At 43.6% G+C, this 9,072-nt stretch carries 5 protein-coding genes; all 5 read right to left on the bottom strand.

Features of this window, described 5'->3' with window-relative positions:
- Window positions 1-294: 294 nt before the first annotated feature.
- The 5 genes from WN50_RS25750 to WN50_RS25770 all read right to left on the bottom strand — a co-directional run bounded on the left by WN50_RS25750 (window position 295) and on the right by WN50_RS25770 (window position 8,716).
- Window positions 295-2,844 carry an adenylate/guanylate cyclase domain-containing protein gene (locus WN50_RS25750; protein ID WP_046276897.1) on the bottom strand — a complete coding sequence of 850 codons (2,550 nt, stop codon included), beginning with the start codon at window positions 2,842-2,844 and terminating at the stop codon, window positions 295-297.
- Window positions 2,845-3,106: 262 nt separating this feature from the next.
- Window positions 3,107-4,240, bottom strand: a complete 1,134-nt coding sequence (locus WN50_RS25755; protein ID WP_046276896.1) for a glycosyltransferase family 4 protein — start codon at window positions 4,238-4,240, stop codon at window positions 3,107-3,109.
- A gap of 342 nt (window positions 4,241-4,582) precedes the next feature.
- The gene (locus WN50_RS25760) at window positions 4,583-5,443 is read right to left on the bottom strand and encodes a prohibitin family protein (RefSeq protein ID WP_046276899.1); all 861 of its coding nucleotides are present in this window, start codon (window positions 5,441-5,443) and stop codon (window positions 4,583-4,585) included.
- Window positions 5,444-5,820: 377 nt separating this feature from the next.
- Entirely contained in the window at window positions 5,821-7,455 is a 1,635-nt protein-coding gene (locus WN50_RS25765; RefSeq protein WP_235441131.1) for a glycoside hydrolase family protein, read from the bottom strand.
- Between the two features lie 25 nt (window positions 7,456-7,480).
- On the bottom strand, window positions 7,481-8,716 hold the full coding sequence (locus WN50_RS25770; RefSeq protein ID WP_046276895.1) for an RNA-guided endonuclease InsQ/TnpB family protein: 1,236 nt from the start codon (window positions 8,714-8,716) through the stop codon (window positions 7,481-7,483).
- Window positions 8,717-9,072 lie beyond the last annotated feature (356 nt).

Consider the following 9,072-nt stretch of genomic DNA (forward strand, 5'->3'; position numbering starts at 1 on the left):
AATTTAATTGTGTTTTACGGGGCGGGTTTATTCAGGTTTCTACTCATTAACTTTGATTGACTCGAACCCGCCCCTACAAATGGCTACAATTTAATTGTGTTTTACGGGGCGGGTTTATTCAGGTTTCTACTTGCTAACAAAAATTCTCTCGAACCCGCCCCTACAAATGGCTACAATTTAATTGTGTTTTACGGGGCGGGTTTATTCAGGTTTCTACTCATTAACTTTGATTGACTCGAACCCGCCCCTACAAAATCAGGGTTTTGAGGGTTAGCAATATTCTTTTTACTTTCTTTACTTCGTTGTCATCGTTTGAATTCCATCCCAATCTTCAGGCGGTTTATTTTCCAGATATTCACGCGATCGCATCATATAAATCTGTACAACATGATCTGTTTTCCGAAGATCTTGCGCCGTTTCAAAATGTTGGATGGCTTGTTGAAAATCACGTCCCAGGTAAGCTTCTCTACCCCGATGATAATGCTCTAAAAAATGTTCGGTTTCAGAATTGAGTTGAGAGGAACGTGCATCAATTAACTCATAAATATTAACCGCTTGATTCTTCCCTTTTACCCGAACTTTATCTAACTCTCGTACCCAAATTTTATCACTACAGAGCTGATAAGTCATCTCACTTAAAATAATATCACAACCGTAAGTTTTAGTCAATTGTTCCAAACGAGAACTCAAATTCACCCCATCGCCAATCACCGTATAATCCATGCGTTTTTGTGAACCAATATTTCCCGAAACCACCTCACCGGAACTCATCCCAATTCCGATTTTAATTTGCGGTTCATCGGGGCGAGAATGATTAAACTCTTTCAACCGCCGACGCATATCCAAAGCCGATTTTACCGCCATCCAAGCATGATTTTGTCGCAAAGGAAGCGGCGCCCCAAAGACTGCCATCAACGCATCTCCAATAAACTTATCGAGAGTTCCTTCATGGGAAAAAACCGCCTCAACCATCGTTTCAAAATATTGATTGAGTAACGCCACCACATCCGACGCATCGAGATTTTCAGTTATCGTTGTATAGCCGCGAATATCCGAAAACAAAATCGTTACTTCCTTGCGTTCACCCTTCATTAACCCATCTTCACCCAACGCCATCACCCGTTCCGCAACACCGGGCGTCATATAACGATACATGGTGGTTTTCATGCGTTTTTCGCGGCTAATATCTTCAAGAACAACCAACCCCCCACGCACACCGCCTTCAGGGTTTGTCAGAGGATTAACCGTTAAATTAATTCCTCTTTCTATCGGTTGCATTTGATCGAGATCAACACTGAGAATATTTTGGCGTTCTCCCCAGATTAAATAAACCTCTGAATTATGATGTTCAGGAACCACTAAAACCGGAATTTCATCATCATTTTGCCAGCCATTTTCTTGACGTTTAACTAAACCAACCGTTAACGTTTGTTCAGGAACAAAATGACGGGAACCATGTTGCAGACTACTTTCTAACCAAAGCTTTAAATTTTCAATCGGAACAATCTCCCAAACCAATCGACCCTTAAGTTTATACTCCCAAAACTCTCGAATGTCTCGATTTTCTGCTTTACGTCTCGGACAGCCTAAGAGTTCCAAAGCTGCATCATTAATCGTGACAATTCTTCCCTGCATATCCGTCGAAATCACCACATCAGAAAGACTTTGAAGAATATCCTTCTGATATTGCTTTTCGATCATCACATTTTCAAACAATTGAGCATTTTGTAATGCAATACCTGCTTGGGCGTTAAAGGCTCGTAAAAACTCCTCATCCGAGTTAATAAAACTCCCTTTATGTTTATTAATCAGTTGCGTAACCCCAATCAATTCTCCCGAAGAATTGTAAACAGGCATACAAAGAATATTGCGAGTTCGATAACCCGTTCTTTGGTCAACAGACGGATCAAAACGAGGGTCAGTATAAGCATCGGTAATATTCAGAACTTGACCCGTTGAAGCCACAAAACCCACAATTCCGCGATTGGCTGGAATGCGGAGTTCTACCATCGTTCTTCCATCCGCTTTCGCCACTTTGGTCCACAGTTCATTCTTCTCTTTATTATATAAAAATATGGTACTGCGATCCGCGTGCATCAACCGCCGCGCCTGTTCCATCACCGAGAGTAAAGTATCTTGTAAATCCAAACTTTGACCCAAAGTATTAGTGGCTTCTAATAAAGCCGCTACACCCCGTTGATTTCGAGCGGCAATATAACAAGATTGACAACTTTCTAAAATAATCCCTATCGAATCAGCAAAAGCACGAAATTGTTGTTCATCCTCCTGATTAAACTCCCCTTCTGATTTATTCAGTAAACGGACAACTGCAACAATTTCCTCGGAATTTTGAGAGCTAAAAATCGGCATACAGAGAATATTTTTAACCGAATAATTAGGAGGTTGATCAACCTCAGCATCAAAAATAGAACAAGTCTGAATATCGGCAACATTTACAGTTTCGCCCGTATTAGCAACATGACCAATAATCCCCGCAGCCATTGGAAGGCGAATTTCTTGGGTTTCGCCCGTTTCGTCTTGAACCGTTTTGTACCACAGTTGATTTTTGCTACGATTAATCAAAAAAATCGTGGTGCGATCCGCTTGGATAATTTGACCTATTTTGAGAGTGAACGCATCAAGTAATTGTTCGAGGAGGGTTTCGAGAGCTTCATTATTGATCAGATCAATAGCTCGAAGAAATTGTTGAAACTCTGCGGTGATAAAATCCAATATACATATGAACTCCCCAATTGGCATATTCTTGACGCGATCTGCCAACAAACCCATGCGATCGACTTGAGTCAGTGTAGCGAGAATGCTACCAGCATTAGAAAGGGTCATGGGAGAGATGTTTGTTCAACGAAGATGGCAAATCAGAGATCAGCTTTTGGGGAAGCAGAAACCCGTTAACAGAAAACAGACAACAGGAAACAGGAAACTGTTTAGAAGTAAGTTTTGAGGAAATGTTCACGCTTAAATCGATATTTACCTGATCCATTTAACCCTCAAATAAGTAACAGGTACCTGATAACTGTTAACTGACAACGGGCTACTGTTCACAACTGCCATTTTCTCTGTCTTCAGTCTAAGCGTCCAGACCAAACTAAGCAACTGATGGCAGAACATGACGACTTAGAACCGCTTGATAGTAGCGCCGCAACTGTTGAGTCGCCGCAGGCCATCCCCAACGTTCCGCTTCTAGACGAGCATTTTGACGGAGGGTTTCTCGTTCTCGCTGGTGAGAGAGTAACCGTTGAGTCGCAGAAATCGCCCCATTCTCATCCGCCGGATCGAACAGATAACCATTAACCCCATCCGTAACGATATCAGGAATACCACCAGAACGGGCTGCAACCACAGGAGTTCCTGCCGCCATCGCTTCGAGTAAAACTAAACCCAAAGTTTCAGTCCGAGACGGGAAAATAAACGCATCCGCACAAGCATAAGCATCCGCGAGTTCCTGTCCCCGCAAATACCCCACAAAATGAGTCGGAGTTTCGGCAAAATGTTGTTCTAACGCTAGACGGTTCGGGCCATCCCCCACCAACGCTAGACGCGCATTCGGAATCGCTTCTAAAATGGGTTTGATGCGGTCAATTTCCTTTTCCGCCCCCAAACGTCCGACATACAGCAAGAGCGTACAGTCTGGATGTCCTTGGCTCAAGCGATCGCGCATTTCCGGCGTGGCTTTATCCGGTTGAAACAGTTCCGTATCCACGCCCCGTTGCCAGAGATCAACCCGTTCAATCCCATGAGATTGTAACTCTTTGACCATCGCCGTTGAAGTACAGAGGTTCAAATCTGCCTGGTTGTGCGCCGAACGTAATAGCCCCCAAAGCACCTCTTCCAACATCCCCAAACCATAGTGATGCAAGTATTGAGGCAAATGAGTATGGTAGGACGCAATCAGAGGCAGATTAAACTTTTTAGCATAATATAGCCCCCCCAATCCCAAGACGGCCGGATTGGCGACATGAATCAGATCCGGTTGAAACTCCTCGAGTTTGGCGCCAACACCCGGATGAGGAATAGCGATTTTCAACTCCGGATACATCGGTAAAGGAAATCCTTCCACCCCGTAAATTTGACAGCCCATGTACTCTTTGAGTCCGCCTTCTGGAGAGAAAATCAGAACTTGGTCGCCAAAGCGATGCAACTGTTCAACCGTGTGACGCAGCCGCGTGACAATACCATCGATTTTCGGTAAAAAAGTCTCAGTAAAAAGAGCGATTCGCATAGAAAGTAGCTTCTGAGTTGAGAATCTATAATCTTAGCCCTATCATCATCTCAGAATTTGGAACCGGATTAACAGTTATAGCGCTACTTGAATCGGGAACAGGGAACAGGGAACAGGCAACAGCAGACTATGAAAGGATTCTAGGATGTAGAAATGTCCTAACCGAATTTTGTACTGCTATATCAGTGACCCGTTATCATTTGTAGGGGTCGCTTCATGAATTAGCCCTACAGTCACTTGCTTTTTCCTCTGATTTGCGGCATCGCCCGACTGAAAAACCCGGCTTCTCGAAAAAACCGGGTCTTTTGGGTGTAGATCCCAATGATTGAGATTCAGTTAAACTTAGTTGGCGATCGCTCCTTCGGAAAATTCACTCAAGTTAAACAAGAACGGCACACTACTGTTAGAATCTCCATTGAGAATCAGAACTTTAGGCATTTGAGATCCGCCTTGTCTCCAAGCTTCAATCGCTTCTTTTTGCAGAACTAACTGACCCCCTTGATTTTTTAAAGTGTCCGCTAACAGGCGTTGGGCTTCGGCTCGACCCTTGGCACGGTTAATATCCGCTTGGGCTTGTTGTTCAGCCTCTCGCGCTACATAAACCGCCCGTCGCGCTCGTTGTTCCGCAATTTGTTTTTCTTCAACCGCTCTGGCAAACTCCGGCGAAAACGCTAGATCCACCACACTGGTATCTAACACCACAATCCCATACTTATCCAATCGGCTATTGAGCGCCTCATCAAAGTCAGCCTTGAGATCATCGCGTTTGGTGATCGCTTCTTCAATGGTTCGTTTCGCTGCCGCAATTTTAAACGATTCTTGCGTTTGCGGGGCGATCACTTTAGACACCACATTTTGCAGTGTTCCCTGTTCTCGCCGAATTCTCACAACCTGTATCGGATCGAGACGGAAGTTAATCGCAAAACTCGCCGAAAGTTGTTGTAAATCTTTTGTTGAACTCTGGGCCGGGACTTCAAACTTTTGTACCGTGACATCATAGATATCAACCGCCGAAACTAAAGGCGGTTTAAAATGAAGACCCTCCAAGAGTGTGCCATCTCTGGCTTTCCCCAAAATACTCAACACTCCCGCCTGACCCGGATTGATAATCACAAAGGAATTGAGTCCGATTAGAAGAGCCGCTGCCAGAACAATCCCTAAAACAATGGCTGGTATCCCCTGCTGGGGCGCTGCACTTTTCAACGTTAAAACTCCTTTTTCAAACAACGGTTTATCCAGCTTGCGATACGCTCAAACAAACCTTTCACAAACCTATTAAGTGTAACTGACGCTACGACTAGATCTTATAGCTTTCCGTTCTGGGGGGATAGGGTTGCGGGAGAAACCCCCAAAAAAAAACGCTCTTTCCCTCAAATTTCGCGATTTTTTTTTGCCTACCCTATTGACTTTTTGGGTGGCTCTGGGATATTATTATCGTATAATCGGATGCTTGTCTAAAAAATATTTTTTTCAATACTCGATTATAAAACTTACTATTACCAATATACCAGGAGTTGCCCCCGACTGTCAACTCCCCCTCACCGGAACCGGTGAGAAAGTGGGACTTGTTGCCTCGGAAGTTAACGTTGACAAAACTTACGTTGTCGGGTGAATTCTGGATCTTGCCAATCGTAGGAATAATGACTAATCGCCTTAATTTGAGGGGTTGCGGCGTGAATATCCTGCATCTGAGTTTCCAACGACGGACGATGATTAATCACTTTTCCCCAATCCCCCGCTAACGCCGGAATAATCTGCACCCCTGACGGCGCTTGACTGACAACAGTTTGCACTTGAGACACAATACAGCTAGTATTCCCACACACACCGTAGGACATCGGATGCCATTCTATCGTCGGTGAGAATTGATCCCAAGGTTGCAAACGGGAATCAAACCCCTGTTCACGAATGCGACGGTTTCCTTCTGGGAAAAATACCGCCCCCGCAGATAAGCCTCGCTGTTGTACCGCTTGACTAGCAAATCCCAAAAACTCTAAAATTCCTTGTTGAGCATGAGCCACACTCAGCCGCCATAACTGTTGTTGAAGGCTGTTTCCCATTGAAGCTAAGGAAGCTAAGGGCGTGAGGGCTTTTTCATCTTGCCAAAGTGGAGTAGGTTTAACTTCAGGAGTTGTAGGTTGAGTTTCACCAGTTGTAGGTTGAGTTTCACCAGTTGTAGGTTTAACTTCCGAATTGGCAGGTTTAACTTCAGGATATAAAGCATTAACTTGTTTGATATCCGTTTCCGTTAGATAACCTTGACGCAAAAATCGCCGCATCAACTCTTTTCCCTTGTCATTATTGGCGCGTTGGAGAAACGCCTGTTGAGAAGCATCTCCATAGATCCACAAATCCTTCACCTTAGCCGCCACAGAAGCCCCCCCTAAGCCTTTCGGATAACGAACATAGTCAAATAACACCCCTTTAGGACGACGGGCGAGAATCGCATTTAACAGCGTTTGATAATCTTGACGGGCTTGAGGGTTGTACGGATCAACAAATCCCTGATTCGTATAACTTTCACCATAATCATTGCTGTCACTTCCCCCAGCAATTGCGGTGACTGTCGTTTGACCCTCTCCATTGCGGGCTAAAACCGCTTCTCGCTCGGGTCGTAATGTGTAAGTATAACCATAATTCAACAAGAACATCCAAGCATAAACCTCTAAGCCCCTTCGACGTCCTTTTTCCACCGTTTCAGCCAATAAATCAACCGTTTCAGTTCCAGGCGATCGCAACACAGACGGCCAAGGTGTGTTATTATCTGAAGCGGGAAGTAACACTTGACCATCGTAGAACACTTCTAGATAAACTTTGTTGTAGCCTCGATTCACCAGATCATCTAGAATTTTCTCAATCGCTCCCGGTTTAGCATCACAGGGATACAACCTCAGCCAAATGGCTTGCTCTTTTAGCCAGCTTTGACGACGACATTGAAAAACGGCTTGAGCGTTTTGAGTTAAGGTATCCTCATACTGTTTTTGGGCTTCGGGACTAGCAGCAGCGGCAAGACGTAAACTGTCTTTGAGGGTAATTTGTTCGGGTGAAAGCTGACAATAGGGCAGAACTTGAGCAGAAGTGGATTTGCTGTTAACCAGTGGAACCAGTAGCAAACTGAGAAAAAGATTCACGACTCGACGAGTCTTTCGGGAGAGGGTTTGGTTTGGAACGACTGTTAACCAATTACGAATCAATTTTAACGACAAATTAGACATCGGGTTTATTGACATACTCTCACCGTCACAGCGTAGCTTGACGGGAGATTCTTAAACTCGCATTTAAGAATTCCTGCTTCACCGATTCTTGACTAGGCAAAGCCCCCGTCAGACCATCTCCGCAGGCATTTTCTGATACGCTATGCCCTAGCGCATTTTCTATACCACGATTTCTAATTACTTGTGCCGCCGCTACATCACGATGGGTTGTATATCCACACTCAGGACAATTATGTTCTCTGACATCAAGAGTTTTTTTGCCCGTGTGGAACCCACAATTAGGACATATTTGTGATGTGTAATTTTTGTCAACTTCAGCCACAAAAACATCTCGTTTCCAGGCTACCCATTTTAGGATGGTTACAAATTGTCCAAAAGCAGCATCAAGACAATGTTTAGAGAGCATACCTCGTCCCCATGACCTAAAGTCAATATCCTCAACAAATATGGATTGTGCATGGTCACAAAGATGATGAGCTAACTTAAAATGCCACTCTTTGCGAGTATCAGAAATTCGCTGATGCAATCTTGCTATTTTTTGATTTAACTTGTGACGATTATTAGATCCCTTCTTCTTATTTCTTAATCTACGTTGTAGCAATTTCAGCTTACGGTGTAGTTGATTTAAGAATCTGGGTCTTTCTACAAGTTCCCCGTCACTGGTAGCTAGAAACTTATCCAAGCCTAAATCAACTCCTAACGGATGTCCGTGAAACGGAACATCTGGAATATTGACATCTAACTGCATTGAAAGCAGGACAAAATAACCCGATGCTTTTCTAACAATTCTGGCTTGTTTAATATCAAAACCATTGGGAATATCTCTTGACTTCCTAAACTTAACCCATCCTAATTGTGGTAATTTTATTTGATTACCTTTAAGACAACCTTTCAGTATTTGAGGATACACATAAGAGCGCATCGTGTATTTATTTTTGAAGCGTGGAAACCCCAACTTTTTAGACTGCATATCAGCAAAAGCTCTGTCTAAGGTTCTTAGTACCTGTTGTAAAACTTGAGCATTTACTGATTTAAGTATGTCGTTAGTTTTCTTGGCTTCTGTTAGTGCTTTGGCTTGATTGTGATAATTAGGATAAGGGGTATCAGGATTTATAATGTATTCCTGAATTAATGAACAGGCATTAACAGGGGATTTCCTAGAGTTTAACCAATCCTTACGCTCCCTTAAAGCATAATTCCAGACAGAGCGACAAACACTTAAGCTATGTTCAATGACCTTGGTTTGTCCACTGTCTGGTATTAGCTTGTATTCTTGACATACTCCCCATTTCTAAAGAAAGGGGATTCTCCAAGCCTCACGGCTTTGGATTACTGATTCATTGACAACCCTTACAGCAAGCTAGTTTCCTAACCTACTCCAGAGGGGTGAGTCTCCCCAGTCGTTCATCCCATTTCAGAGATAGTTTCGGTATGCCCTACCGTACTTGAGAAAAAAATGCTTTGTTCTCTGTACTTGGTGCTTTAAGGTTTTATATGGCCAAAGCATTTCTTGCAAGAACCCCATACCTTAAGTTTTCAAGGTTAATTGCATCGATTAGATGCTGGGTTTTTCAACTGGTTGAATACCCTGCCAGTAGAGTTATTATAGCATTAGAA

Source organism: Limnoraphis robusta CS-951, assembly GCF_000972705.2.